Source organism: Krasilnikovia cinnamomea (genome assembly GCF_004217545.1).
Lineage (GTDB): Bacteria > Actinomycetota > Actinomycetes > Mycobacteriales > Micromonosporaceae > Actinoplanes > Actinoplanes cinnamomeus.
In genome coordinates, this window is record NZ_SHKY01000001.1 from 5,104,203 (window position 1) to 5,130,709 (window position 26,507).

At 74.1% G+C, this 26,507-nt stretch carries 19 protein-coding genes; 11 read left to right on the top strand and 8 right to left on the bottom strand.

Going from position 1 to position 26,507, the window contains the following annotated elements:
- Positions 1-38 precede the first annotated feature (38 nt).
- Positions 39-1,421, bottom strand: coding sequence for a dihydrolipoyl dehydrogenase (gene lpdA, locus EV385_RS23410; RefSeq protein ID WP_130511400.1), 1,383 nt, complete (start codon positions 1,419-1,421; stop codon positions 39-41).
- Between the two features lie 163 nt (positions 1,422-1,584).
- Here lpdA and EV385_RS23415 point away from each other — a divergent pair, with 163 nt between their 5' ends.
- Positions 1,585-1,905 carry a hypothetical protein gene (locus EV385_RS23415; protein ID WP_130511401.1) on the top strand — a complete coding sequence of 107 codons (321 nt, stop codon included), beginning with the start codon at positions 1,585-1,587 and terminating at the stop codon, positions 1,903-1,905.
- 130 nt (positions 1,906-2,035) lie between these two features.
- Here EV385_RS23415 and EV385_RS23420 read toward each other — a convergent pair whose 3' ends face one another.
- Positions 2,036-3,586: a leucyl aminopeptidase gene (locus EV385_RS23420; protein WP_130511402.1), complete on the bottom strand. Its 1,551-nt coding sequence runs from the start codon at positions 3,584-3,586 to the stop codon at positions 2,036-2,038.
- A 190-nt stretch (positions 3,587-3,776) separates the two neighbouring features.
- Here EV385_RS23420 and gcvT point away from each other — a divergent pair, with 190 nt between their 5' ends.
- Positions 3,777-4,868, top strand: a complete 1,092-nt coding sequence (gene gcvT / locus EV385_RS23425; RefSeq protein ID WP_130511403.1) for a glycine cleavage system aminomethyltransferase GcvT — start codon at positions 3,777-3,779, stop codon at positions 4,866-4,868.
- Positions 4,868-5,221 carry an MmcQ/YjbR family DNA-binding protein gene (locus EV385_RS23430; RefSeq protein WP_130511404.1) on the top strand — a complete coding sequence of 118 codons (354 nt, stop codon included), beginning with the start codon at positions 4,868-4,870 and terminating at the stop codon, positions 5,219-5,221. Before gcvT ends, EV385_RS23430 begins: the two co-directional genes overlap by 1 nt.
- On the opposite strand, the gene EV385_RS23435 is transcribed toward EV385_RS23430, so the two are convergent.
- Entirely contained in the window at positions 5,207-5,950 is a 744-nt protein-coding gene (locus tag EV385_RS23435; RefSeq protein WP_130511405.1) for an adenosylcobinamide-GDP ribazoletransferase, read from the bottom strand. The two genes, EV385_RS23430 and EV385_RS23435, sit on opposite strands and share 15 nt — an antisense overlap.
- Positions 5,943-7,898 carry a bifunctional adenosylcobinamide kinase/adenosylcobinamide-phosphate guanylyltransferase gene (locus tag EV385_RS23440; protein ID WP_130511406.1) on the bottom strand — a complete coding sequence of 652 codons (1,956 nt, stop codon included), beginning with the start codon at positions 7,896-7,898 and terminating at the stop codon, positions 5,943-5,945. The genes EV385_RS23435 and EV385_RS23440 overlap by 8 nt, the downstream gene beginning before the upstream one ends.
- A gap of 127 nt (positions 7,899-8,025) precedes the next feature.
- Here EV385_RS23440 and EV385_RS23445 point away from each other — a divergent pair, with 127 nt between their 5' ends.
- Positions 8,026-8,223 carry a hypothetical protein gene (locus EV385_RS23445; protein WP_130511407.1) on the top strand — a complete coding sequence of 66 codons (198 nt, stop codon included), beginning with the start codon at positions 8,026-8,028 and terminating at the stop codon, positions 8,221-8,223.
- Positions 8,220-9,029, top strand: a complete 810-nt coding sequence (locus EV385_RS23450) for a site-2 protease family protein (protein WP_130511408.1) — start codon at positions 8,220-8,222, stop codon at positions 9,027-9,029. Before EV385_RS23445 ends, EV385_RS23450 begins: the two co-directional genes overlap by 4 nt.
- Positions 9,030-9,056: 27 nt before the next feature.
- Here the strand turns inward: EV385_RS23450 and EV385_RS23455 are convergent, their stop codons facing one another.
- Together EV385_RS23455 and EV385_RS33995 are read right to left on the bottom strand one after the other, a co-directional pair.
- Positions 9,057-10,052, bottom strand: a complete 996-nt coding sequence (locus EV385_RS23455) for an aldo/keto reductase family protein (protein WP_130511409.1) — start codon at positions 10,050-10,052, stop codon at positions 9,057-9,059.
- 21 nt (positions 10,053-10,073) lie between these two features.
- A complete protein-coding gene (locus EV385_RS33995; RefSeq protein ID WP_165449567.1) occupies positions 10,074-12,095 on the bottom strand; it encodes a WG repeat-containing protein in 2,022 nt (673 codons plus the stop codon).
- 3,012 nt (positions 12,096-15,107) lie between these two features.
- Here EV385_RS33995 and EV385_RS36155 point away from each other — a divergent pair.
- The 4 genes from EV385_RS36155 (at position 15,108) to EV385_RS23490 (ending at position 18,782) form a co-directional block, all read left to right on the top strand.
- The gene (locus EV385_RS36155; RefSeq protein WP_130513513.1) at positions 15,108-16,064 is read left to right on the top strand and encodes a pentapeptide repeat-containing protein; all 957 of its coding nucleotides are present in this window, start codon (positions 15,108-15,110) and stop codon (positions 16,062-16,064) included.
- A 4-nt stretch (positions 16,065-16,068) separates the two neighbouring features.
- A complete protein-coding gene (locus EV385_RS23480) occupies positions 16,069-16,929 on the top strand; it encodes an ABC transporter permease (protein WP_242625037.1) in 861 nt (286 codons plus the stop codon).
- Positions 16,922-17,737, top strand: a complete 816-nt coding sequence (locus EV385_RS23485; protein ID WP_130511413.1) for an ABC transporter permease — start codon at positions 16,922-16,924, stop codon at positions 17,735-17,737. Before EV385_RS23480 ends, EV385_RS23485 begins: the two co-directional genes overlap by 8 nt.
- Before the next feature lie 64 nt (positions 17,738-17,801).
- Positions 17,802-18,782, top strand: a complete 981-nt coding sequence (locus EV385_RS23490; protein WP_130511414.1) for an ABC transporter ATP-binding protein — start codon at positions 17,802-17,804, stop codon at positions 18,780-18,782.
- 32 nt (positions 18,783-18,814) lie between these two features.
- On the opposite strand, the gene EV385_RS23495 is transcribed toward EV385_RS23490, so the two are convergent.
- The gene (locus EV385_RS23495; protein ID WP_130511415.1) at positions 18,815-19,882 is read right to left on the bottom strand and encodes a TolB family protein; all 1,068 of its coding nucleotides are present in this window, start codon (positions 19,880-19,882) and stop codon (positions 18,815-18,817) included.
- A 68-nt stretch (positions 19,883-19,950) separates the two neighbouring features.
- On the bottom strand, positions 19,951-21,207 hold the full coding sequence (locus EV385_RS23500) for an MFS transporter (RefSeq protein WP_242625038.1): 1,257 nt from the start codon (positions 21,205-21,207) through the stop codon (positions 19,951-19,953).
- Between the two features lie 182 nt (positions 21,208-21,389).
- On the opposite strand from EV385_RS23500, the gene EV385_RS23505 reads away from it, so the two are divergent.
- A complete protein-coding gene (locus tag EV385_RS23505) occupies positions 21,390-22,463 on the top strand; it encodes a metallophosphoesterase family protein (RefSeq protein WP_130511417.1) in 1,074 nt (357 codons plus the stop codon).
- On the top strand, positions 22,454-26,458 hold the full coding sequence (locus EV385_RS23510; protein WP_130511418.1) for a hypothetical protein: 4,005 nt from the start codon (positions 22,454-22,456) through the stop codon (positions 26,456-26,458). The genes EV385_RS23505 and EV385_RS23510 overlap by 10 nt, the downstream gene beginning before the upstream one ends.
- The last annotated feature ends 49 nt before the right edge of the window (positions 26,459-26,507 follow it).

Below are 26,507 nucleotides of genomic sequence, written 5' to 3' on the forward strand. Positions count from 1 at the left end.
CGAACTCCTTAGGGCCTGCGGTAGTGGATGGGCGGGGCTCAGGCGTGCGCGTGCAGCGGCTTGCCCGCCAGCGCGAGGTGCGCCTCGCCGAGCGCCTCGTTCTGCGTGGGGTGGGCGTGCACGAGCTGGGCCACCTCGTCCGGGTACGCCTCCCAGTTGAAGATCAGCTGCGCCTCGCCGATGAGTTCGCCGACCCGTGCACCGACCATGTGGACGCCCACGACGGGGCCGTCGTTGACCCGGACCAGCTTGATGAAGCCCGCGGTCTTGAGGATCTGGCTCTTGCCGTTGCCGCCGAGGTTGTAGTTGTACGTCGACACCTTGTCCGCGCCGTACTGCTCCTTGGCCTTGGCCTCGGTGATGCCGACCGACGCGACCTCCGGGTCGGAGTACGTGACGCGGGGGATGCCGTTCTCGTCGATGACCGCCGGGTTCTTGCCCGCGATCTCCTCGGCGACGAAGATGCCCTGCTGGAAGCCGCGGTGTGCCAGCTGCAGGCCGGGGACGATGTCGCCGACCGCGTAGATGTTGCCGACGCCGGTGTGCAGCCGCTCGTTGGTGATGACGAAGCCGCGGTCCAGCGTGATGCCCTGCTGCTCGTACCCGAGGTCCTGGGTCGTCGGGCCACGGCCGACCGCGACCAGCAGCAGCTCGGCCTCGATGGTCTCGCCGCCCGCGATCGTGGCGCGCACGCCGTTCTCGGTGTGCTCGACCTTCTCGAACGGCTTGCCGGTCTTGAAGGCGATGCCGCGCTTGCGGAACGCGCGCTCGACCGCCTTGGAGATCTCCTCGTCCTCGGCGGCGACCAGGCGGGGCAGGGCCTCCACAATGGTCACGTCCACGCCGAAGGACTTCCAGGCGCTGGCGAACTCGCAGCCGATGACGCCGCCGCCCAGCACGATCGCCGAGGCGGGCACGTGGTCGAGGCGCAGCGCGTGCTCGCTGGCGATCACCCGGCGGCCGTCGATCTCCAGGCCGGGCAGGCTGCGCGAGTACGACCCCGTGGCGAGCACGATGTTGCGGCCGGTGTAGCGCTTCCCGTCGACCTCGACGGTGTCCGTGGCGACCAGCTTGCCGGCGCCCGCCACGTGCGTGATGCTCGGCTGCTTGAGCAGGCCCTGCAGGCCCTTGTACAGCCGGGAGACGACGCCGTCCTTGTACGCGTTCACCCCGGCCATGTCGATGCCGACCAGGTCGGCCTTGACCCCGAACTGCTCGCTCTCGCGGGTCTGGTCCGCGACCTCGCCCGCGTGCAGCAGCGCCTTCGTCGGGATGCAGCCGCGGTGCAGGCAGGTGCCGCCGACCTCGGCCTTCTCGATGAGGGCGACCGTCAGGCCGAGCTGGGCGGCGCGCAGCGCGCACGCATAGCCACCGCTGCCGGCGCCGAGAATCACGATGTCGAAGGTGTTCGGCTGGCTCACGTCAACTCCAAGGTCGCGTCGTCACCACGTGGATCTCACTATGGAAACGGTCACAAGTCGTCCAGGTCATCTTGTCACTTGCTACGCCGATCGATGCAGTCAGGTGCCCAACGACACCCGGTGGCGACGTACCCTTTCCGCAATCGACCGTGAGGAGTGCCCGGTGGCCTGGTTTCGGCGGCGCAGAGAGCCGCAGCGACGCTTCGGTCGACCGGTGGATCGTGCCGATCTGGAGCATCTCGCGGAGTTTGTCCGATCCCGTCGGGGCGTCGAGGCGTTCATCGAGCCCCGCACCACGGTGACCGAGACCACGGTGTTGCTCGTGGCACACGACGGCGAATGGACCCGGCGGCGCATCGACTCACCCGAGGTCGCCCGCCGCTTCGCGCACCAGCTCTCCCTGCCGATCTACGACGTGAGGCTGTTGGGGTACCCCCAGCGAATGCGCGACTACAACGCGCGCCAAAAGCGCCGCCCCGCCTGAGCTGAGCCAGACCGGCGATCGCCGCCGGTGACTCGGGGGTTCTGCCGACTGCGGTGTGTGCAGTCGGCAGAACCCCCGAGTCAGCGGTGTATCAGGCGATCGCCCGCGGAGCGAAGCGGAGCCAGCCAGCTCAGCCGTTGGCGGCGATGTCGTCGACGAGGGCCAGCAGGGTGCGGACCGGGACGCCGGTGCCGCCCTTCGTCCAGTAGCCGGTGGCCTCGCCCGTGTGGAACGACGGGCCCGCGATGTCGAGGTGCGCCCACGCCACCCCGTCGGCCACGAACTCCCGCAGGAACACCCCGCCCTGCAGCATGTGCCCGGCGCGGTCCATGCTCGCGTTCGTCTGGCAGATGTCTGCCACGTCCGACTCCATGCCCTTGCGGACGTCGTCCGGCAGCGGCATCGGCCACGCCGGCTCGCCGACCGCAGTACCGGCGGCCCTGACCCGTTCGCAGGTGTCCGCGTCGCCCATCACGCCCGAGATCTTCTTGCCCAGCGACACCACCTGGCCGCCGGTGAGGGTGGACGTCTCGAACAGGTAGTCGGTGCCGTCGGCGCAGGCCCGGGCGATCGCGTCGGCCAGCACCATCCGGCCCTCGGCGTCGGTGTTGAGCACCTCCACCCGCTTGCCGTTGAACATCGTGATGACGTCACCGGGCCGGTACGCCGTACCCGAAGGCATGTTCTCCGCGATGGCCAGGTAGCCGGTGACCGCGACGTTCGGCTTGAGCGCGGCCACCGCCAGCAGGACCGCGCCGACCGCGGCGGCGCCCGCCATGTCGGACTTCATCTCCCACATGCCCGCGGCGGGCTTGATGCTGATGCCGCCCGTGTCGAACGTGATGCCCTTGCCGACCAGCGCCACCCGCTTCGGGTCGGTCACGCCCTCGGGGGTGTAGCTCAGCTTCACCAGCCGCGGCGGCGCCTCCGAACCCTGGCCGACCGCCACGATGCCGCCGTAGCCGCCGGCCTTGAGCGCCTCGAAGTCCAGCACCTCCACCGACAGGCCGGTGCCCTGCGCGGCCGCCGCGACGGCGTCGGCGAACTGCGGCGGGCGCAGCTCGTTCGGGGCCTGGTTCACCCAGTCGCGGGTCTGGCGCACCGCGCGGGCCACGATCGCGGCGCGCTCCACCTCGGCCTGGGCGGCCGCGTCGGCGGCGTCCGGCACGTACACCTGCAGGGCCGCCACCGGCTCGCGGCGGCCCGGCTGCGGCTTGGTCTTGTAGCCCGCGAACCGGTACCCGCCCAGCAGCGCACCCTCCAGGATGGCCCGCAGCACGCCCGGCGCCTCGGCGTTGTCCGGCAGGGGCAGCGCCAGCGCGACCGTGGCGCTGCCCGCGAGGGCGCGCACCGCGGCGCCGGTGCCCCGGCGCAGCGTCTCGGGGTCGGGCGCCGCGCCGGACGGCTCGTCGCCGAGGCCGACCGCCACCAGCAGCGGCGCGGACACCGTGCCCAGGGTGGCCAGCTTGGTGACCTCACCCGGCGCACCGGTCGCGCCGAGCAGCGCCAGGGTGGCGGTCAGCTTGCCGTCGAACGCCGCGGCGATGCTCTCGGCGCCGGCGGCGGGCAGCACGGCACCGCCCTCGTCGGGCTGACTGTGCAGGCCGATGACGATCGCATCGACGGCCAGCTCGGCGGGGTCGGTATCGACCAGGCTGAGAGAGGGGGCGGACTGCGTCACTCGAGATCTCCGCGGAGGTCCGGGGCCGGAGCGCACCTCCTGGGTGCCTCCGGCGGCATGGCCCGACCGGCGCGGGTCGCGCCGCTCGGCGGTGGTGTCTCGCCGACTCTAACGACACTGGCGGCCCCGTCGTGCGAACGGGCGGGATCACGTCGATCGGGGCGGCGCGGCGCGCGGTAAGTTGACCCCTATGTCCACCGAGGTCGCTGGCACGCTGTCGCGTTCGCCCCTGCACGAGCGCCACGTCGCGCTCGGCGCCAAGTTCGCCGCCTTCGGCGGCTGGGAAATGCCGTTGGAGTACGCGGGCGGTGGGGTGATCAAGGAGCACACCGCGGTGCGTACCGGGGTCGGCGTCTTCGACGTCTCACACCTGGGCAAGGCCGCGGTGCTGGGCCCGGGCGCAGCGGACTTCGTCAACTCCTGCCTCACCAACGACCTCGACCGCATCGCCGCGGGCAAGGCGCAGTACACGATGTGCTGCGACGACAACGGCGGCGTGGTCGACGACCTGATCGCTTACCTGTACGGCCCGGACGACGTCTTCCTGGTGCCGAATGCCGCCAACACCGCCGAGGTGGTGCGCCGCCTCGCGGCGGCGGCCCCGGCCGGGATCACGGTCACCGACGAGCACCGCAAGTACGCGATCCTCGCCGTCCAGGGACCGGGATCGGTCGACGTGCTGACCAAGCTCGGCCTGCCCACCGACCTGGAGTACATGTCGTTCCAGGCGTCGCCGGAGATCGTGGTGTGCCGCACCGGCTACACCGGCGAACACGGCTATGAGCTGGTCATCCCGTGGGACAAGGCGGGCGCGACCTGGGACGCGCTGATCGACGCGGGGGTGCAGCCCTGCGGGCTGGGCGCGCGCGACACACTGCGTACCGAGATGGGCTACCCGCTGCACGGCCAGGACCTGTCCCTGGAGATCAGCCCGGTGCAGGCCCGCGCCGGATGGGCGGTCGGCTGGTCCAAGCCCGCCTTCTGGGGCCGCGACGCGCTGCTGGCGGAGAAGTCCGGTGGGCCGCGCCGGAGCCTGCGCGGCCTGGAACTGGTCGGCCGCGGCATCCCCCGCGGCCACATGCAGGTGTACGCCGGTGACCAGCTGATCGGCGAGACCACCAGCGGCACGTTCTCGCCCACGAAGAAGGTCGGCGTCGCGCTGGCCCTGCTCGACACGGCCGCCGGGCTGAGCGACGGCGACGTCGTCGAGGTGGACATCCGGGGCCGCCGGACGCAGGCCCGGGTCGTGAAACCACCGTTCGTGCAGACGTCGGTGCGCTGATGGCGGTCACCTACGCGCAGGTGCGCGAGTGGGTGCTGGCGCTGCCGGGCACCCGCGAGGTCATGGTCGAGCAGTGGGGGCACCCGACCCTGCGGGTCGGCGACAAGATGATCGCCGGGGGCGCGCCGGACTCACCCACGATGTCGGTCAAGGCGACGCGGGAGGAGCAGGCCGAGCTGATCGCGGGCGCGCCGCAGACGTACGCGGTCGCCGACTACGTCGGGCGCTACGGCTGGGTACGGGTCGACCTGGCCAGCGCCGATCCCGAGGAACTGCACCAGGTCGTCGTGGAGGCGTGGCGGCGTACCGCACCGAAGCGGCTGGTCAAGGAGTACGAGTCAGGCCAGCACTAGGCCGATCAGGGCGACACTCGCCGCGGTCTCCACCGCCGCGCCGATGACGTCGCCGGTCACCCCGCCGAAGCGGCGTACCGCGTGGCGAACCAGCAGCAGCGCGGCCAGGCTCGCGGCGGCGACGGCGGCCGGGCCCTGCCACGGCCGGCCCGGCACCGCCCAGATCGACGCGGCCGCCACCAGCGCCACCCCGGCGGCGGCGACCGGTGCCGGCACGGTACCGGCGACCAGCGCGCCCAGCCCCTCGGGCCGCGCCGCCGGGACGCCCCGGCGGCAGGCCAGCGGGACCGCGAGGCGACCCGCGGCCCACGCCGCGACCACCGCCCCCGCGCCCAGCCCGGTCAGCGCGCTCGCCTGCACCAGCAGCGTCAGCACGATCGCCGCCACCCCGAACGGGCCGATGTCCGGCTTCTTCATGATCTCCAGCGCGCCGCCGGCCGACCGGTACGAGCCCAGCGCGTCCACCGTGTCGGCCAGCCCGTCCAGGTGCAGCCCGCGGGTGAGCACCGCCCCGGCGGCCACGGCCAGTACGGCGGCCAGCCCGGCGGGAGCACCGGCGGCCTCGAAGCCCGCCAGCACCGCCGCGACGGCCAGACCCAGCAGCGCGCCGACCGCCGGGGCCGCCGCCATCGCCACCGCCGCCACGGCACGGTCCACCCGGCCCGCACGCAACGGCACGACGGTCAGCGTGGTGAGCGCCAGCCGCAGGCCCGCCGCGAGGTCACGCACCGGGGGCGCGCGCCGGGCCGGGACCGTCCGGTTCCGGCTCGACGAAGTCGGCGTCCTCCCAGCCGGGGTCGCCGGGCGAGTCCAGCAGGGCCGGATGCACCCCGAGAGACTCGGTGAGGCCGATCGCGCTGCGCAGCAGCGGCAGGGCGGCCAGCGCGTTCGCGCCCTCGCCCAGGTCCAGGCCGAGCTGCAGCACCGGGGTCAGGCCCAGCACGTCGGCGCCCTGCTTCACCAGCGCCAGCGTGCCCGCCTCGGCCAGCAGGCACCAGTGCCGGGTCTGCGCCGCCAGGTCGCGCGCCACCAGCCCGGCCGCGATGCCGACCGGGCCGTCCAGCAGCACGGGCAGGCGCCGGGCCGCCGCGCCCAGCAGCACCCCGGTCGCCACCGCCACGTCGGCGCCGCCGAGCTGGGACAGGATGTCGCGGGCGCCGCGCGGCTCCCGGCGGATCCGGTGCAACGCGTCCCGGACCGCCGCGCAGCGCCGCATCCACGCCTCGTCGTCGTACCGGCCGCCCGGCACCAGGACCCGCGGCAGCACGGCGACCGGCTCGGCGCCGGTGCTGGCCGCCATCACGGCCGTCGCGGCGGCCTCCGTGCCGGTGCCGCACGCGCCGAGCACCAGCGCGTCCCGGCCGTCGTCCGCGGCCTGCTCGGCCAGCGCCCAGCCCTGCCGCAGCGCGGCCTCCACGCCGTCGGCGTCGAGCACCGGGCCGTCCTCCATGGCCCCTGCGGCCGCCACCCGGACGACCTGGATGTCGGCGTCCGCCCCGGCGGCCAGCCGGGCCAGTGGCCCGGAACCGTCGGTCGCCGCGGCGACCCGGCGGTCCGCGTCGTCCGGGTCGGCCCCGGCGGCGGCGTCGCCGGTGTGCTCGCCCGCCAGCAGCAGCAGGCGTACCGGGCCCCACGGGCGCGGCACCGTGGTGCCCTGGGCGGCCGCGGCGAATTCGACCGCCTCGCCGAGGGCGCCCAGGCCCGACCCGGGCAGGTCCAGGGTCTCCAGGCGGTCGCGGGCGTCCGGGCCGGCGTCGTTGTCGGGCAGCGGCAGGTCCATGCCGGGTTCGATGTCGGGCACCGATCCGGCCGGCGTCTCGGCGGTGACCACGTCGACGGGGACCGGCGCGATGGTCGGCGCGGGCAACGGGGTCGTGGCTGCGGTCGGTGCGGTCGGTGCGGGCGTCGTGGTGGCGGTCGTGTCCGGGGCGGTGGGTGCGGTGGCGGTCGTTGCAGGGGCGGTGGGTGCGGTGGCGGTCGTTCCCGGGGCGGCGGCTGCGGCGAGGGCCGGGGCCGTGGACAGCGCGGCCACCTCCGGGCCGGTTGGCTTCAGCCAGGTCGGCTGGCCCGCGATGACCAGAACCACGGCGTCGCAGGCCGCCGCGACGGCCTGGTTCGCGGCGCCGAGGGAGTCCGTGAAGGCGCGGCCCACCGGGTTCGTCGGCACCAGCGACAACCCCACCTCGGGGCTCACGAACACCACCCGGGCTTCGCACTCGCGCACCGCGTCGGCCAGCGCCACGACCGCGTCGCCGGTGGCCGACGCAACGACGTCGCCGGTGGCCGACGGAACCGCGGTGCCGGCCGCTGCGACCGGCGTGCCGGTCGGGGCTGAGTCCTCGTGCGCCGCCGGGTCCGAGCGGCGGGCCGGGTCGAGCAGGGCGGCCACCCAGCCACCCAGGTCGTCGACGAGCAGCATGTCGCCGGGCTTCGCGTCCGCCAGCAGCACGGCCAGCCGGGCGGGGTCGGTGGCGGTCTCCTCGGTGTACCAGGAAGCCGGTCGGCGGCGCCGATGCGCCTCGATCCGGGCGTTCCATTCGGGATCATCCGGCGCCCCGGCGGCCGTGGCGATGTAGCGGACCGACGCCGCGTCCGCGACCAGGGACTCGGCGAACGCGGACTTGCCGGAACGGATGCCGCCGAGCACCAGGACGGTGTTCCACCGATCAACGGACATGCCCCGTACCTTAAGGCCGCGGCCGGTCCGGGTGCGGGCGGCCCCGAACAGCGCCCGTGAGGCCGTAGGGTGGACGGGGGTTGGCAACCTGATCTACACGAGCTGACAGACACGAGGAGGCCGCGGCATGCCGTGGAGTTGGCGGTACGAGGGCGCCGACGGGCAGGCGATCGCCGGCCCGGTGGAGACGTTCAGCAGCCAGGCGGACGCCGAGTCGTGGATCGGTCAGGCGTGGCGCGAGCTGGCCGGCGCCGGCATCACCGCCGTCACCCTGGTCGAGGACGACCGGGAGGACTACAAGATGAGTCTGCTGCCGGCCGAGTGAACGTGCCCAGTTCGGTGGGGCCGCGCAACGCGTTCGTCCCCAGTCCCGTCTTCGTCGGCATCGTCGCGCTGACCGCGGTGAGCGGCTGGATGGCGTGGACCGGCTTCGGCAACGTCCGGGTCGACGTCTTCCTGTTCATCGTGTCCGGCTGGCTGCTGTCGCTGTGCCTGCACGAGTACGCCCACGCCGCGGTCGCCTACGCCTGCGGTGACCGGGGCGTGGCCGAGCGTGGCTACCTGCGGCTCAACCCGCTGAAGTACACCAGCCCGCTGCTGTCCATCGTGCTGCCGATCATCGCGGTGGTGCTCGGCGGCATCGGCCTGCCCGGCGGTGCGGTGTGGATCGACCACTCGCTGGTCCGTACCCGGGCCCGCGAATCGTTGATCAGCCTCGCCGGCCCGGCCACCAATGTGCTGTTCGCGCTGCTCATCGCGGTGCCGTTCGCGCTGGGTGCGGGGCAGGACCTCGGCTTCAGTGGCGGGGAGCTCGTCGGCGAGCACGCCAACTTCTGGATCGCCCTGGCGGCGCTGGGGTTCCTGCAGGTGACCGCGAGCGTGCTCAACTTCCTGCCCGTTCCGGGCCTCGACGGCGGCAACATCGTCCGGCCCTGGCTGAACCGTGAATACCAGCGCGCCTACGACCTGTTCGCCCCGTACGGATTCATCCTGCTCTTCGTGCTGTTGTGGCAGTCCAAGATCAACGTGTGGTTCTTCTCATTCGTCGGCGTGCTCTGCGACGCCATCGGCATTCCGGATCTCGCCGGACGCGTGGGCCTGGAGTGGATGCGGTTCTGGGCCGAGACCTGAGCCCGGCCCAGAACCACGTCGGTCACGTCAGGGGCGCCGGGCCGGGCTGGCGGTGTGCGCCGGGTCGCGCTCGGCGATCGGGTCGAGGATCTCGTCGATCGCCTTGAGCAGGTCCGCGTCGAGCTTCACGCCGGACGCCTTCGCGTTGTCGTAGACCTGCTCCGGGCGGGAGGCGCCGACGATGGCGGCCGAGACGTTCGGGTTCTGCAGCACCCAGGCCACGGCGAGCTGCGCCATCGACAACCCGGCCTGATCGGCCAGCGGCCGCAGCTTCTGTACGGTCGTCAGCACCTCGTCGGTCAGCAGCCGCTGCATGAACCCGGAGCCGGACTCGTCCGTCGCCCGGGAGCCCGCCGGCGGCGGCTGGCCCGGCTGGTACTTGCCGGTCAGCACGCCCTGTGCGATCGGGGAGAAGACCACCTGGCCCAGACCCAGCTCCTCACAGGTGGGCACGACCTCGGCCTCGATGACCCGCCACAGCATCGAGTACTGGGGCTGGTTCGACACGAGCTGGATCTTCAGTTCCTTGGCCAGCTCGGCGCCCGCGCGGATCTCCGCGGCCTTCCACTCGGAGACGCCGATGTAGAGGGCCTTGCCGGAGTGCACGATGTCGGCGAACGCCTGCATCGTCTCCTCCAGCGGAGTCGAATAGTCGAAGCGGTGGGCCTGGTAGACGTCGACGTAGTCGGTCTGCAGGCGGCGCAGCGAACCGGCGATCGACTCCATGATGTGCTTGCGGGACAGGCCGCGGTCGTTCGGCCCCGGGCCGGTCGGCCAGTAGACCTTGGTGAGGATCTCCAGACCCTCCCGGCGCTGCCCCTGCAGTGCGCGACCGAGCACCTCCTCCGCGCGGGTGCCCGCGTACACGTCCGCGGTGTCGAAGGTCGTGATGCCCACGTCGAGGGCGGCCTGCACGCACGCGGCGGCGGCCTCCTCCTCGACCTGGGAGCCGTGAGTGATCCAGTTGCCGTAGGCGATCTCGCTGATCATGAGGCCGGAACGGCCGAGGTGACGGAACTCCATTCCTGCGACCCTACCCGCCCCTTACAGAACGGGCCGGATGTCCACCTGCCGCCGGGCCACCTCGTCCAGCGCCGCCGCCGGGTTCGGATGCGTCAGCTCGACCAGCGGCTCGCCCTGGCGGTCCAGCGCGCCCCACCGGCCGTCGCGGTCACCGACCACGAACGCCGTCGGGTGGATCAGCAGGGCCGCGTGCACCGCGGGCACGACCTCCCGCCCGCCGCGGTCCACGACACCCTTGCGGTTGCCCGCGTCCACCACCGCCAGGCCCTCGTCGGTGAAGCCGTCCAGATGCCGCCCGCCCGCCAGCGCGGTCGCGAACCCCAGGTACTTCGGCTGCACCACCAGCCGCCCGTCGCGGTCCACCGCACCCCAGCCGACGCCGCGGCGCACCGGGGCCAGCCCGTTGCGGAACGCGCGTACGTCGTCGAAGCCGCCCTCCACCACGACCCGGTTGCGCGAGTCGATGGCGAACCAGCCGCCCGTGCCGTCCCGGGTCACCCACGCCAGCCCGTCGCCGAACGGGCCCACCCCGCGGTACCCGGCCGACTCGTCGATCACCGTCGTGCCCGCGGTGTCGATCAGCTCCCACGCGCGCCCCGACGGGAGGCGCACCCACGCCAGACCGTCGTGGAACGGCGCCACGTCCGCGTAGCGCTGCGGCACCACCAGCGTGCCGTCGGAATCCGCGTACCCCCACAGGCCCGACTCGTGGTCCTGCGCCCGGTGCGGCCGGGGCGGCTGCTGCCGGACCTGTTCGGCCGTGCGCGCGTACGGACCCCAACCGCTCTCCCGAACCCGGGTGTGCACCACGTCCAGGGCCAGCTCCACCCGCGCGACCAGCTCCGGGTCCTCCACCCGGCGCAGATCCAGCGCGCGCTCGAACAGCGTGCACGCCTCCAGGTGGCGTCCCTGCTCGAAACGGCACCGGGCCGCCAGCTCCGCGATGGCCGCCCGCAGCACGTCCGGCAGCTCCGCCGAGTCGGCCTCGGCGTACCGGCGGTCGGCCTCGGCGTACTCGCCGCGCCACTGCAGCACCACGGCCAGGCGGGTCCGGACGAGCGCGGTGAGGTGCAGGTCGGTGGTCGCCTCGGCGTGGTCCAGCGCCTCCCGGGCGTCCGCCAGCGCCGGGTCCAGGTCGCCCAGGGCGCGGGAGGCCACCGCGCGCAGGCTCAGCAGCCGGGCGCGGACGGCGGCGCGTTCCGCGTACTCAAGCTTGTCGGTCAGGCGGTCCCGCACGACCCGCAGCGGGTCCGGGTCGTCGGCCAACTCGCGCAGCGTCTTCGGACACAACCGCCACGGGTACGCGGAGAGCACGTCCTCGGGTTCGGTCCGGGTACGCGCCGGCCCGGCGGGGGTGCTGACCGGAGGATGGGCGGTGGGTACGGTCCGCTCCGCTCCCCAGGGGGCTACGGCCGGCTCGGGCTCCGCTCCCCAGGGGGCTACTGCCCGTCCGGGCTCGGGCTCGGGCTCTGCCGCGGGTGGCCCGGGCTTGGGCTCGGGCGCGGGTGGTCCGGGCTTGGGCTCGGGCGCGGGTGGTCCGGGCTCGGGCTCGGGCGCGGGTGGTCCGGGCTCGGGCTCGGGCGCGGGTGGTCCGGGCTCGGGCTCTGGTCCCCAGGGGGCCACGGCCGGGCCGGGCTCCGGCTCCGGCTTCGGGGCGGGTGGGTCGGGTTCGGGGCTTGCGGAGGTGGTGGTGTCGGACGGCGCCGGGGCGTCGCGCTTGACCGCGGGGGTCGCGGTCTTCGCTACCGGGTCGGGTGTTGCGTCGCCGGCCGCGGCCCGTGGGGCCGGTTCGGTCGCTTGCTCTGTCGAGAGTGTGTCCACCTTGCTCGCCGTGTCGGCTGTCACCTCGTCCGCGAGCGCAGGGGGAGCACTTCCGGATCTTGAGGAGTTCGGGTCAGCTTCTGACCGGAACTCTTCAAAGATCTTGGAGGTGCGGCCGTCTTCCACCACGGTGTCGGCGGGTTCGGCGTCGATGGCGTCGTTGGTGTCCGTGCTGGATGCAGTCTCGGTTTTCGCCTCGGTGGGGTCGGTGGCGTCGAGCACCGGTGGGGCGTCTGTGGAGGTTGCGTCGTCTTCGGGCGCGGAGGTCAATACGGAAGGCGAGTGACCCGAATCCCTCAGGTCTCGGCTGGTCGCATCCGGGTTGGTCGTGTGGGGGCTGGTCGTGTGGGGGCTGGTCGTGTGGGGGCTGGTCGTGTGGGGGCTGGTCGTGTGGGGGCTGGTCGCGCCGGGGCGGGTTGTGTCCGGGCTGGTCGGATCTGCGTCAGGCGATGCCGCGCTCGCCTCGTCCGCGAGCGCAAGGGGAGCACTTCCGGATCTTGAGGAGTTCGGGTCAGCTTCTGACCGGAACTCTTCAAAGATCTTGGAGGTGCGGCCGTCCTCCACCACGGTGTCGGCGGGTTCGGCGTCGATGGCGTCGTTGGTGTCCGTGCTGGATGCAGTCTCGGTTGTCGCCTTGGCGGGGTCGGTGGCGTCGAGCAGCGGTGGGGCGTCCGTGGAGGCTGCGTCGTCATCGGGCGCGGACGCCGCCACGGAAGGCGAGTGGTTCGGATCCCTCAGGTCTCGGCTGGTCGTGTCCGGGCTGGTTGCATCCGCGTCAGGGGATGCCGCGCTCACCTCGTCCGAGGTGTCTCGGGACGACCCTGCTGCGGTGTGCGTCGAGTCGCTTGTGGTGCTTGCTGGCTCGGTTGCGGTGTCGGCTGCGGTGCTTGCCGCGTCGGCTGCCGCGTCCGTCGGACCGCTGGCTGTGTTTGCTGGCCCGGCTGCGATTACCGCTGGGTCGCCTGCGCTGCTTGCGGTGTCGGTCGGGTCACCTGGGTCGGCCGGGTTACCTGGGCTGCCTCCGAGGCCGAGTGCGGCTGCCGGGGCCGGGTGCTGGGCCGCTGAAACCGTCACCGTCGAGCCCTGCGCGTCCGGAACGGTTGCGGTGGGGTGCTCGGTGTCCGGTGCCAGCGCGGGCATGGCCCGGGAGACGACCGGCGTGGCCGCCACGGCCGTAACTTCTGTCGTGTCCCGCGCTGCCGAGATGTCCTCGGTGGACTCCGGCGTCGGCCGGATGGTCGCCGGTGGCCCCAGCGACGGCGCCCCCAGCCCGTTGAGCTGCAGCAGCCAGCCGAGACCGCGGGTTTCGCCGTCCGAGTCGGCTGGGTCGCTGTCAACGTTGTCGGCGGATGGCGTGGTGGCCCGTTCGGAAGCATCGATGACCTGATCGACGCCGGTCGTTGGTGAGCCGGTCGGGCGGCGGCCAATTCCGGCCTCGTCCGGGGAGAGCGGCACGGTGCCGACGTCGATCGCTTCGTCTGCGGGCACCGGTCCGTCGGCGCGCCGATACGGGTCGGTGCCGGAGGAACCGCCGAGCCGTGGTCGGGCGTCGTCGGGTTCGCCCGATGCGTCGCTGTTTTCTTCGTCCGACGCCGGTTCAGAGTGCGGAGGGTGCGCGAACCAGCTCGTGGGTGAAACGGGCGCCACCGGTCCGGCGGTCGACGGCGAGGCCGGCGGCGCCGTGACGGGTCCTGCAGGGGGTGCCGTGACCGGTGCAGTGGGAACCGTGTGGTCAGCCTCGGGCGGCATGGCGTGCCGCACCGGCGGCTCGCTCGCCTGCGCATGCCGGGGCTGCGGCGGATAGGGAGCCTGCGGCACCGGCCGGTACTGCATCGGTGGGCCGGTCTCCGGAACCACGCGGGGCGGCGTGGGCCTGGCTCCGGGCGCGTGCGGTGGCTGCTCCGGCCGGGCGTACGCCGCTGGGCCGGGCGGAGGCCCACCGGGCGTTCCGGCGGCAGGCTGGTGCCCGGCCGGAATTCCCGCCGCCGGGTTCGGCACCGTCGGCATGCCGTACGGCGGAGTGTCGTCGAAGGCCCGGCCACGGCTGTCGTACGACTGCGCGGCGTGGCGGTGCCCAGCGGGATCCGGGCCCGGGCCGTGCGGGGCGGGCGGAGGCTGCGCGCCGCGCGGCGGGGCGGCGGTGGGCCGGGCCGGGGGCAGCGGTACGCCGGACCGTGGCCCGCGCGGGCTGGCCTGGGGAAGCGGAGCGTCCTGCCACCCCTGTGGACGCGCGTGGTCTTCGGGCCGGACGTTCGCCGGACGCTGTCCGGTCGTCTCCTCCCAGCGCGCGCCGGGCGCCCGCCCAGCGTCGCGATGCGGTGCGCCGTGCGACTGGGCGGGCCCCGGACGGGGGGCAGCACCCGCGGGCGGCCAGGCGTCCTGGTGCCCCGGTTCCGGCGCGGCGCCGTGGTGTTGCGGCGGGGCACCGTGGTAGGGAACGCCCGACTGGGGCGGGGTGCCTTGGTAGGGGACGCCGGGCTGGGGCGGGGCGCCTTGGTAGGGAACGCCCGACTGCGGCGGGGCACCTTGGTTAGGCACACCAGGCTGGGGCGGAGCGCCTTGGTAGGGGACACCCGACTGCGGGGGGACACCTTGACTAGGGACGCTCGGCTGCGGCGGAGCGCCTTGGTAAGGGACGCCAGACTGGGGCGGAGCGCCTTGGTAAGGGACGCCAGACTGGGGCGGAGCGCCCTGGTAACGGACGCCAGACTGGGACGGAGCGCCCTGGTAAGGGACGCCGGACTGCGGCGGGACGCCTTGGTGCGGGATCCCGGACTGTGGCCGGTTGTCCTGGTACGGAACCCCGGAGCGCGGCGCGTTGCCCTGGTGTGGGGCACCCGAATACGGCCGGGTGTCGTGGTGCGGCGGCTGCGGCCGACTCTCCGGGTGCGGACCGGTGGGTCGAAGTTCCCGGGAGCCCCCGGACTGTGCGGCGGGATCGGAGCGCCAGTGCCCGGGCGGTCCGTCGCCACGGCGACCGTCCGGCCCCGCGTCGCGGTACTGCGCGCGCTGGGGCCGCTCGCCGCCGCTGGGCGGGGGTCCGCCGACTCGGGCGTCCGGCGGTACGGAAACACCGGACCGCCCGGAGCCCGGCGGCATGGCATACCCGCCGTGCGGCGGCGGCACCTCACCCGGCCGCAACGGCGGCTGTGGCGCACGCCCAGCCCCGGGCCGCGACTGCTGCCCCGGACCGGGCTGCCCCGGACCGGGCTGCAATGGGCCAGGCTGCGGGCCATGCTGCGACGGGCCAAGCTGCGAGGGGCCAAGCTGCGACGGGCCAGGCTGCGAGGGGCCAAGCTGCGACGGGCCAGGCTGCGACGGGCCGGGCTGCAATGGGCCAAGCTGCGAGGGGCCAGGCTGCGACGGGCCAAGCTGCGAGGGGCCAGGCTGCAATGGGCCAGGCTGCGAGGGGCCAGGCTGCAATGGGCCAGGCTGCGGTGGACCGGCCCGGTGCGGGGCCGGCGGTCCCCCGGCCCGCCCGGGGTACGGCGCGGACCCCGGCCCGGCCTGGCCCCGCCCCGCCGGGGAACCCGGCCGTGCCTCGTCGTACGGACCACCGACGTACGGTGTCGGGGAACCCGGCCGCGACGGCGGCGGCGACGCGGGGGCGGCCGGGGGCCGGGGACTCCGCTCGGCCATCCGCGGACCGTAGTAGTTGGCCAGCGCCTCCTGCAGGTTCGGCTGCGCGTCCCGGAACGGTGTCCGGCTGTCGACCGGCCGGATGTGCTCGGGGTGCGGCACCGGGCGGTTCCAGGCGGGCTGTTCACGCGCGGGCTGTGCACGGGCGGGCTGTTCACGGGCGGCCGCCGCGCGCTGGCCGGCGGCGCCGTCCGGGTCGCGGTTGTCCGCGCCGTCGGTCCAGGACGGCGGGTCGGCGGGGGGCGGATCGACGGTGGGGTCGAACACCGGGGTGTGCACCGCGCGCAGGCGTCCCTGGTCGCCCGGGTAGCGCTGGCCGGGCACCGGCTGCCACTCCCAGGTGATCTCGTACAGCCAGCCGGGCTCGTCGTCCCAGCCGCCGGCACCCGCGTGAGAGCTCCAGCCGTTCATCTGGCACCCGGAAGGGTGGCTGATGCTTGGCGACGCTCCGTCACGACGAGATCCACCTTGTCGGGAAATTTGGCGGCGGCAGGGGGGCACACCGGGTACATTCGCCCGGCTCCGCTGCTGGGGTATCGGGGAGGAGATTAACGGCGTGGACGGGCAGGACGCCAGGGTGCCGACGATCTCTCCACGTCGTCCGTTCCGGGGGGTGGCCACGACGTTCGGTGCGCTCGTCTGGGCGGGTTTCCGCCGCTGGGCGTCCTACCGGCAGGCCACGATGGCCGGATCGTTCACGAACATCGTCTTCGGGTTCCTGCGCTGTTACGTACTGTTAGCCGTCGCGGCGGCCACGGTTAACGGCCGCCCGGCCGGATACGACGAGACGCAGCTCGTCACGTACGTCTGGGTGGGCCAAGGGCTACTCACCGTAGTGGCCCTGTTGGGGTGGTCGGAGCTGTCCGACCGCATCCGGTCGGGCGAGGTGACCGTGGACCTGCTGCGCCCGGTGCATCCGGTGGTCTCGTACCTCGCCCCGGACCTGGGGCGGGCGCTGCACCGGATGATGACCCGGTTCGTGCCCCCGGTGCTCGTCGGGGCGCTTGTCTTCGACCTCTACGTACCGGGGCGCTGGTGGACCGTCCCGCTGTTCGCGGTGTCCGTCGTGCTGGCCGTGGTGATCAGCTTCGGGTGCCGCTTCCTGGTGAACGCGACCGCGTTCTGGCTGCATGACGCCCGGGGGCCGGTGATGCTGTGGACCCTCGCGGGTGGCGCGCTGGCCGGGTTGTACTTCCCGCTGCGACTGCTCCCGCACGGGCTCGCCGTGCTGCTGTGGGTCGGCACGCCGTTCCCGGGAATGCTGCAGACCCCGCTCGACGTGCTGACCGAGCGCGACCCGCCGGCCTTGCAGGCCGGCCTGGTGGGGTTGCAGGTGGTGTGGGCCGGGGCGCTGCTGGCCGCATGCGCCGCGGTGCAGCGCCGGGCGGAGCGCAGGCTGGTGGCCCAGGGTGGGTGAGCAGCGCCAGGGACGGCTTTTCGCGTACGCGGCACTGCTGGCCGCCCAGGCCCGCGCCGCCGCCTCCTACCGGGCGTCGTTCGTGGTGGAGCTGACGACCAACCTCGGCGCCACGGCGATGGACGTGCTCACCGTCGTGGTGCTGTTCCGGCCCGCGCCGCGGGTGGGCGGGTTCACGCTGGCCCAGGCGCTGCTCATGGTGAGCCTGGCGTCGTGCGCGTTCGTGGTGGCCGACATCTGCGTGGGCAACATCGACCGGCTGCAGACGTACGTGCGGGCGGGCACCCTGGACGCGGTGCTGCTCCGCCCGCTCGGCGTGCTCGCTCAGCTGATGCTCATGGATCTGCCGCTGCGCAAGGCGCTGCGACTGGTGCTGGCGCTCGTGGTGCTCGGCGTCGCGCTGCACGCGAACCCGATCGTCTGGACCCCGGCGCGGTTGGCGCTGCTGGTCACCGCCCCGCTGTTCGGCGCGGTCTTCTTCGGCTCGATCTTCGTGCTGAGCGCCAGCCTGGCGTTCTGGTGGGTGGACTCGGGCGAGCTGGGCAGTGCGTTCACGTACGGCGGGCGGGACTTCGCCTCGTACCCGGTCACGGTCTTCGAGGGCTGGTTCCGGGCGCTGTTCGCGTACGGTCTGGGCTTCGCGTTCGTGGCCTACCAGCCCGCGCTGGCCCTGCTGGGTCTCACCGACCCGCTCGGCCTGCCGCCCTGGGCCGGGTACGTCTCGCCGCTGGTCGCGCTGATCGTGGCCGGCGTGGCCGCGCTCGCGTGGCGGGCCGGGATCCGCCAGTACCGCAGCACCGGGTCGTGACCGACTGCACCGAGCGGAGCGAGGGCCAGGAGGGCATGACGGGGGAGCGAGGAGGTGGGCGGTCATGGCCGCGGTGATCGAGGCGCGGGGGCTGCGCAAGGACTTCACGGTACGGGTACGCGCCGGCCGGCTGCGCCGGGAGAAGCGGATCGTGCCGGCCGTCGCCGGGGTGGACCTGTGCGTCCAGCCGGGCGAGATGCTCGGCTACATCGGCCCCAACGGCGCGGGCAAGTCGACCACGCTGAAGATGCTGACCGGGGTGCTCACCCCGTCGGCCGGCCAGGTGTCGGTGTGCGGGCTGACCCCGGTGCCGCAGCGGACCCGGCTGGCGCTGCGCATCGGGGTGGTCTTCGGTCAGCGTTCGCAGCTGTGGTGGGACCTGCCGCTGCGCGAGTCGTTCGCGCTGCTGCGGCACGTCTACCGGGTGCCGGTCGCGGACCACGCGGCCCGGCTGCGCCGCTGCCGGGCGTTGCTGGATCTGGACGAGTTCCTGGACACCCCGGTCCGGCAGCTGTCGCTGGGCCAGCGGATGCGCGGTGAGCTGACCGCGGCGCTGCTGCACGGCCCCGAGGTGCTGTTCCTCGACGAGCCGACCATCGGCCTGGACGTGACGAGCAAGCGGGCGGTGCGCTCGTTCCTGGCGGAGCTGGGCGCGGCCGGCGACGTGACGCTGGTGCTCACCACCCACGACCTGGCCGACATCGAACGGCTCTGCCACCGGCTCGTGGTGATCGACCACGGCCGGGTGGTGCACGACGGGACGATCGACGCCCTGCACACCCGGTACGGCTCGCGCCGCCGTCTGGTCGCCGACCTCGACGCCCCGCTGCCGCCCGGGTTCGCCGTGGACGGCGCGGCGGTGTCCGCGGTCGAGGCCGACGGGCACCGGGTGAGCTTCGCGCTGGAGTCGGCGTCGGCGGGGGCGGTGGTCGCCGCGTTGACCGCGCTGGGTTCGCTGCGCGATCTGTCGCTGGTGGAGCCGGACATCGAGGACGTGGTGGCCCGGCTCTACCGGGATCGGCCGCCGGACCCGGCCGCCGGTTAGAAGCTCAGCCTGGAACGGGCGGAGCGGCGGGCTCAGCGGACGACGGCGGGCGACCAGGCGTTGGGGATGAACAGGCTCGGGGTGCCGCCGCCGTCCGCGTCGGCCACCCACACGTCCGTGGTCCGGGCGGCCATGGGGCCGGACTGCAGGCCATACAGGACGTGCTGGTCGTCGAGCCATTCCGGCTGGTCGTCGACGCTGCGGGTTTCGGCCAGCGGGGTCTGCCGCCCGGTCGCGAGGTCGAGCACGGTGAGCCGCCACTGGCCGTCGGGCAGATCGCCGTGCTTCTTGTACGCGATCCGGGTGCCGTCCGGGGACAGCGACGGGCATTCCACGTCCTCGTACAGGGCGGTGAGCCGCCGGGCGGCGACGCTGCCGCGCGCCAGCCAGGTCTTGCCGCCGGCCAGGGCGGTGGCGTAGAAGCGGTCACCGTCCGCGAACGTCACGCCCCAGAAGTTGCGGTCCCGGTCGCGCCGCACCTTCCCGTCCACGACCAGTTCGAACTTCTCCAGGTCGAGGGGTGCGCCGCCGGCCGCCGGGGTGATCGTGGTGCGGGTGGAGAACTTGCCGGGGCTGGTGTACGAGTCGCCGTACACGAAGGCCGTGACCGCGGCGTGCCCGGCGTCGGGGGCGAGCCGGGTGCGGCTGTACAGGCCGGTCAGCTTGCCCAGGTCCCGCTCGGTGGACCAGTCGGGCCGCAGCAGCCGCACCTGGTAGCTGCGGGTGGTCAGGACGGTGTGCGCGGACAGGCACACCGCGCGGGCCCGGGTGGCGTACACCCGGTCGCAGCTCGCCGGGGTGAGCGCCCGCGGGCCGGCCGGGTCGGTCAGCGGCGCCACGGCGACCTTGCCCTGGTCGGGCCCGGCGCCGGTGTTGCGGAACACCACGTGCGGTCCGGCCGACACCGACGCCCAGTCGCCGCCGGTGGCGGCGTGCGGCGCCCGTTCGGTCGCGCGCTGGGATTCCCGGCGGGCATGCACCACGTACGCGGACGCGCCGACCGCGGCCAGCACCGTGACGGCGACGACGGCCAGCAGCCGCGCGCGGCCCCGTCCGCCGGGTCCGGTCTCGCCCGGGTCGTGGGCCGCGCCGTCGTTCATCGGTCTCCGTTCGGGCCCGTCGCCGTCCCGTCCCGGCGTCGGGTCCGGGGCCGCCGACGGCTCGTGGTTCACGGGCTTCCGGCCGGTTCGGGGGAGGCGGCCGCGGCGCCGGACGGCAGCGGCGTGCGGCCGGCGCCGCGCAGCAGCACGGCGGCCACCGGCAGCGCCGCGGCCAGCAGCAGCGCGAACGCCAGCAGGCCCGGACGTGCCCCGACGGCCGACCATAGTGCACCGAACGCGACCGACGAGGCGAAACGGGCGACAACCGTGACGGTCTGGGCGGCGGCGATGCCGCTGGTCCGGGTCTCGGCGGAGACCAGGCGGCTCACCAGGGCGGGCAGGACGCCGTCGGTGGCCGCGTAGAACGTACCCAGCAGCGCCAGCACGGCCACGATCGTGACCGGCCCGCGGACCGGACCCGCGGCCACGAGGTAGACGGCCAGCAGCGCGACGTGGCCAGCCAGCAGGACCCGGGCCCGGCCCACCCGGTCGGCCAGGCGGCCCAGCGGCAGCGCCAGCAGCAGGTACGCCACGTTCGTGCCGACGAACAGCAGCGGGAACCACCGGACGTCCAGCTCATCCTGCTGCTGCAGCACCAGATAGAGGAAGCCGTCGCCGATGGTGACCGCGCCGAGCAGCGCGCAGGCCAGCAGCGGGCGGCGCAGCCGGGCTCCGGTCACCTCGCGCAGGATGTCGCCCAGCCGCACCCGGGTGCCCCGGTTGGTGCGCCGGTCCGGCACCAGCAGGACCAGGACGGCCAGGCCGACCGCGGCGACCGCGAACGCCACCACGAACACCGCGTTGTAGCCCTGGGGCACGGCGGCCAGCAGCAGGAACGCGACGAGCGGCCCGAGCGCGGCACCGATCGTGTCCAGCATCCGGTGCACCCCGAACGCCCGGCCCAGCGCGTGCGGCGGGGAGGCGGCGGCGATCAGCGCGTCGCGTGGCGCGGTCCGCAGCCCCTTGCCGAGCCGGTCCGCCGTGATCACGGCGGTGATGGCGGCCAGGCCGTGCGCGGGCAGCAGGGCGATCCGGCTGAGCGCGGACACGCCGTACCCGATCACCGCGATCCACTTGGCGCGGTCGCTGCGGTCGCCCGCGTACCCGCCGACCATCCGGACCAGCGCGCTGACGCCCTGGTAGGCGCCGTCGACCAGGCCGTACCCGAGGTAGCCGAGCCCGGCCTGCGCGGTGAGGTACAGCGGCAGGACCGCCGCGACCATCTCGGAGGAGATGTCGGTGAGCAGGCTGACGACGCCGAGCAGCAGTACCGTGGTGGCGACGCGGCCCGCGGCGCCTCCCGCGGCCGCTGGGCGGTCGCGCACCGATACGTACACCTGTCCGTCCCCCGAATCGCAGGCCGCGCCTCTCCGACCTCGCCAGCGTGGTCGCGGCGCGGAGCCGATCGGTGCATGCCGGGGTGCGGGTGTGGTGCGGCGGCCGGTGGCACCGTTGTCGCACCCGGGCCGCAACCGGTGTGCTCCCATCACCCGCCACCGTGGCCCGCATGAACCACCTCTGGCTGCGTCGCCGGGGCGGGCGAGCGACGCTGCTCGCCGTGCTCGCGGCGGTTGTCCTCGTGCCCACGGTGGCCTCGGCGGCGGTGGTGACCGTGCGCGCCGCCGCGCCCGGGCGCACGGCCGCGGCGCAGCCGCTCTCGACCTCGGAGGGCCAGCTCATCGCGATCGTCGGCGACATCTCCTGCGCGCCCACGAACCCGGTGTACCGCGGCGGCGAGGGCAGCCCCGCCGGTTGCCGGCAGGACTCCGTCGCCGCGCAGCTCGCCGGGCGGCGCCTGCACGCGTTCCTGCCGCTGGGCGACCTGCAGTACGAGGACGGCCGGCTGGACGAGTTCATCAACGTGTACGACCAGTTCTTCGGCCCGTACAAGGCGATCAGCCGGCCCGTCCCGGGCAACCACGAGTACAAGACGCCGAGCGGGCAGGGCTACTACGAGTACTTCGGTGCCGCCGCGCACAAGGACACCCCGTACGGCGTGCCGGGCAGCTACAGCTACGACGTCGGCAGCTGGCACCTGATCGCCATCAACTCGAACCTGTGCGCCCCGATCACCCCGTGCACCGACACCAGCCCGATGATCCGGTGGCTGAAGGACGACCTCGCCGCCCACCCCAACCGGTGCACCCTGGCCTACTGGCACCATCCGCTGTACTCGCTGGGTCACCACGGCGCGTACGCGCCGATGACCCCGGTCTGGAACACCCTGCTCGACAACGGCGTGGACGTCGTCATGACCGCGCACGACCACAACTACCAGCGCTTCACGCCGCTCGGGCGGGCCACCGCGATCGACAACTCGACCATGGTGGCGCCCACGGCGGTGCCGGAGTCGCAGGGCATGCGCAGCTGGATCGTCGGCACGGGCGGGGCCAACAACTACGGCCTGGACGACCACCCGGACGTCGAGCAGGTCACCGAATCCAAGTACGCCGACACGTCGGCCGCGCTGTTCGGCGTGCTCTTCATGCGCCTGCGCGACGGGGGCTACGCCTGGGACTTCCAGCAGGCGCAGCCCGCCACCGTGCCCTTCTCCGATTCGGGTGTGGGCACGTGCCGCTGATCCGAGTCCGACCGCGTCGTCTGCTGTTCGTCGCGCTGGCCTGCGTCGTCATGCTGCTCACCAGCGGCGTCGCCGCGGTCGCCGCGACCACCCCGCCCAAGCCCAAGTCGTTCACGGCGACCGCCGGGGTGGGCCGGGTCAGCCTGTCGTGGCACCTGCCCAGGGGCGCGGTGGCCGTGGACATCAAGCGCAACGGCGTGGTCGTGGTGAAGAAGCTGCGCGCCTCGAAGTGGTCCTCCACCAGCGTGCGCAACGGCATCAGCTACCGGTACGCGATCCGCAGCGTCAACTCGCGTGGCAAGAAGTCCGACTGGACGACGGTGAAGACGGTGACCCCACTGGCGGCGCCGCCCGCCCCGACCGGCGTGGTGCTGCGCAACCAGGACAGCCAGGTCACGCTCAACTGGAACAAGCCGACGTCGGCGCTGGCCACCTCGGTGCGGGTGCTGCGCAACGGCGTCCGGGTCACCACGGTTCCCGCCACGGCGGGCACGGTCGTGGTCGCCAACCTGGTGAACAGCCGCTCGTACCTGCTCACCCTGCAGTCGCTGAACCGCAACGGCTCGCCCTCGAAGTCGGTGTACGTGACGGCCGTGCCGACCGTCGAGCAGCAGCGCAGCCCGTTCGGGCTCACCGCCACGGCCGGCAACGCCCGGGTCGACCTGGCCTGGCTGCCGACCGTCGGCGCGCAGCGCTACCTGCTCTACCGCAACGGCAAATATCTGCGTACGGTCTACGCCCCGACCACGCGCAGCACCGACAGCGGCCTGGCCAACGGCGTCACCCTCCAGTACCAGGTGCAGGTGGTGGTGGCCGGGCAGTCCTCGGCCCTGTCGCCGATGCGGGCTGCGACGCCGCTGGCCCCGCCGGGTGCGCCGGAGTCGCTGGTGGCCCGCGCCCGCGACGGCGCCGCCGCGCTGACCTGGTCGGCGCCCGCCGGCTCGGTGGCCGCGTACGAGCTGCGCCGCAACGGGGTCGTGGTCGCCGAGCTGCCCGGCACGGCGACGGCGCACACCGACACCGGGCTCAGCAACGGAACGACGTACCAGTACACGCTCCTGGCCCGTAACGCCAACAGCGCGGCCGGACCGCTGAGTTCGGCCGCGGCCGTCGTGCCGGCCCCGGCCCCGCCCGCCCCGGCGGCCCTCGCCGCGGGCGCCGGCGACAGCCAGGTCACCCTCTCCTGGTCGGCCGCGAACGGCATCACCCGCTGGCAGCTGCTGCGCGACGGGCTGCCGCTGGGTGGCGTCCAGACCGACACCCTGTTCGTCGACACCTCGGCGGTCAACGGCGTCACGTACGCGTACGCCCTGGTCGCGATCGGCGCCGACGACCAGCGGTCCGCGCCTTCCCCGACCGTGTCGGTGACCCCGCAGGCGATCCCGCCCGCCATCCCGACCGGGGTGGCCACGGACGCCGGCGACAGCGAGGTCACCGTGAGCTGGGACATGCCGGTGCCCGCCCCCGCCCGGTACCGGGTGTACCGCGACGGCGCGCTGGTCGCCGAGACCGCGACGTCGCCGGTGCGCGACGGCGCGCTGGACAACGGCACCGCATACCACTACACCGTCACCGCCCTGGACGGGCGCGGCGTGGAGTCGGGTGAGTCGCAGGCGGTGACCGGCACCCCGGTCTCGCCCGGCCCGGACGCCCCCACCCTGCAGGTGGTCAGCGGGCACGAGGAGGCGCTGCTCAGCTTCACCGAGGCGGCCGGCCACCCGGCCACCAGCTGGCGGGTGCTGCGCGACGGCGTCGAGGTGCGCTCGGGTACGGGTGACGAGATGACCGTCCGGGAACTCACCGACGGGCGGGCGTACCGCTTCCAGGTGCAGGCCATCTACTCCGACGGCTCGGGGTCCGCGCTGTCGGCGGTGTCCGTGGCGGCGCCCAGCGCGCCGTGGCGCGGGGTCGCGGTCGGTGCGGCGTTCGCCTGCGGTGTCCACGTGGACGGCGGCGTGCGCTGCTGGGGCGCGAACGACAGCCGCCAGCTCGGCGACGGCTCGACCGTGGCGGCCGCCACCGGTCCGGTCGTGGTGACCGGCCTGGGCGGCGTCACCCGGGTGGCCACCGGCGACCGCCACGCGTGCGCCGTGGCCGGTGGCGCAGCGGTGTGGTGCTGGGGCGCGACGCCGGGCGCGCCGGCAACGTTGCCCGCCGCGGTGCCGGGCCTGTCCGGGGTCACCGCGCTCGCGGCCGGCGGCGCCACGACGTGCGCGGTGGCCGCGGGTTCGGTGTGGTGTTTCGGCGACGGCTCCTCCGGCCAGCTCGGCGGGCCCACCTCCAGCGCCACCCCGGTCAAGGTGACGCTGCCCGCCGCAGCGACCGACGTCGCCGTGGGCCGCCAGCACGCCTGTGCGGTGCTGGCGGACGCGACGCTGGCCTGCTGGGGCGCGGACGCCCACGGCCAGCGTTCCGGCAGCCCGTCGTCGGCGCGCACCGTGGTCCGGGTCGCGGGCCTGACCGGGGTCTCCGCGGTCAGCGCCGGGGCCGACCACACCTGCGTGCTGTCCGGTGCGGCGGTGTCGTGTTTCGGGGCGGGCGACGCCGGGCAGCTCGGCCGCCCGGCGACCACGTCCGGGGCCCCGGCGGCGGTCACCGTCCCCAACGCGGTCGCGGTCAGCGCGGGCAACCGCTACACCTGCGTGACGCTGCTGTCCGGGCAGGCCCGGTGCTTCGGCGCGGGCGGTTCGGGCCAGCTGGGCGACGGCACCGGCCGGGACCGTTCGGATCCGGCGTCGGTGCTCAACCTGGACACCGCCACCTCGGTCGTCGCCGGGGCCGGCGACACGAGCTGCGCCCTGACCCGCGACGGCTCACTGTGGTGCTTCGGCGCGAACGGCTCGGGGCAGATCGGTACGGGCGCCACCCAGTTGCGGTCGCAGCCGAGCGAGTCGATCGTGGGACTCGACGGCGCCACCCGCATCGCCATGGGCGCGGACGCGAACTGCATGGTCCGCGACTCGGGCGTGTGGTGCTGGGGGCCGAACCGGTTCGGTGCCGCGGGTGCCGCGGCCGGGATGCCGGTGCCCGCACCGGCGCGGGTCGCGCTGCCCGACGGCGCGGTGGCCCGGTCCGTGGCCGTCGGTGGTGCGACGGCGTGCGCCACCACCACCGTCAACGAGCTGTTCTGCTGGGGCGCCAACGACGCGGGCCAGGCCGGGCAGGCGCCCGCGCCCACGGCCGGCGTCGCCAAGGTCGCTCTCACGTCCGTCTCCGACGTGGTGGTGGGCCACGAGGTGACCTGCGGTCGTAAGGGCGGGGGCACCCTGTGGTGCTTCGGCCGTTCCGGGCTGCTCGGCGCCGGTCTGACCGGCACCGCGCCGCACCCCGTCCCGGTCCAGGTGCTCACCGCCCCGGGCGTCGGGCTGACCGGCATCGCCCTGATCGCGGCGGGCGACCGGCACGTGTGCGCGGTGAACCAGTACTCGGTCGCCGTGCCGCAGTCCGGCGCGGTGTGGTGCTTCGGCGATCCGGCCGACTCCCGGCTGGGCGCGCCCGGCTCGGGTGCCCTGGCCACCGGAGTTCCCGGGCTGACCGCGGTCAGCAGCATCGGCGCGGGGCGGGCGCACACCTGCGCGGTGTCGCTGGCCCCGGCCAGAGCGCTGTGGTGTTTCGGCGCCAACGCCTCGGGCCAGCTCGGGCTCGGCGACACCACGGGCCGGTCCGCTCCGGCCGCCGTGCCGAACATGACCCCCTCGAAGGTGGTCGGCGGCGGCGACGTCACCTGTGTGAAGAGCCCGAACGCGCAGGGCTGGTGCTTCGGCGCGGGCGCCGGCGGGCAGACCGGCAACGGGCTGCTGCGGGCCGTGGAGCCGGTACCGCAGGTGGTGTACAACAGCGCCGGCATCCTGCCGGCCGCCGCGTTCGCCACCAACGGCGCCACCTCGTGCGCCCAGCTGGTGACCGGCTCGGTGAGCTGCTGGGGCGCGCGCCAGGCGACGTCGTACGGCGAGGGTGTGGCCTTCGGCTACCCCGCGGTCCCGGTGATCGACTGAGCCTCCGCGTCCTGACGACAACGGCCCGGCGATTTGGCGCCGGGCCGTT